Source organism: Faecalibacterium hattorii (assembly GCF_003287455.1).
GTDB classification, from domain to species: domain Bacteria; phylum Bacillota; class Clostridia; order Oscillospirales; family Ruminococcaceae; genus Faecalibacterium; species Faecalibacterium hattorii.
Map to the genome: position 1 here is coordinate 1 of NZ_PRLC01000048.1, position 769 is coordinate 769.

General features: G+C 49.7%; 1 protein-coding gene. It reads left to right on the forward strand.

Annotation, left to right across the window (positions count from 1 at the left end; translation table 11 throughout):
- Window positions 1–685 (forward strand): DNA polymerase domain-containing protein (locus tag C4N23_RS13700; RefSeq protein WP_280953147.1); only part of this gene is annotated, 685 nt, incomplete at its 5' end.
- Window positions 686–769 lie beyond the last annotated feature (84 nt).

Consider the following 769-nt stretch of genomic DNA (forward strand, 5'->3'; position numbering starts at 1 on the left):
CTATGCGACCATTCCGGGTGAAAAACCGGAACTGATCAAAAAGAAAGCGAAAGAATTTCTGAACTACATCAACAGCAAACTGCCGGGTCTGCTGGAACTGGAATACGAAGGCTTTTACCTGCGCGGTTTCTTCGTGACCAAAAAACGCTATGCGGTGATCGATGAAGAAGGCCGTATTACCACCCGCGGTCTGGAAGTTGTTCGTCGCGATTGGAGCGAAATTGCGAAAGAAACCCAGGCGAAAGTTCTGGAAGCGATCCTGAAAGAAGGCAGCGTGGAAAAAGCGGTTGAAGTTGTTCGCGATGTTGTTGAAAAAATCGCGAAGTACCGTGTGCCGCTGGAAAAACTGGTGATCCACGAACAGATTACCCGCGATCTGAAAGATTACAAAGCGATCGGTCCGCATGTTGCGATTGCGAAACGTCTGGCGGCGCGTGGTATCAAAGTTAAACCGGGCACCATCATCAGCTATATCGTGCTGAAAGGCAGCGGCAAAATCAGCGATCGTGTGATTCTGCTGACCGAATATGATCCGCGCAAACACAAATACGATCCGGATTACTACATCGAAAACCAGGTTCTGCCGGCGGTTCTGCGTATTCTGGAAGCGTTTGGCTACCGTAAAGAAGATCTGCGTTACCAGAGCGGCAAACAGACCGGCCTGGATGCGTGGCTGAAACGTTAAGGATCCTGTATCAAAGTTAAACCGGGCACCATCATCAGCTATATCGTGCTGAAAGGCAGCGGCAAAATCAGCGATCGTGTGATT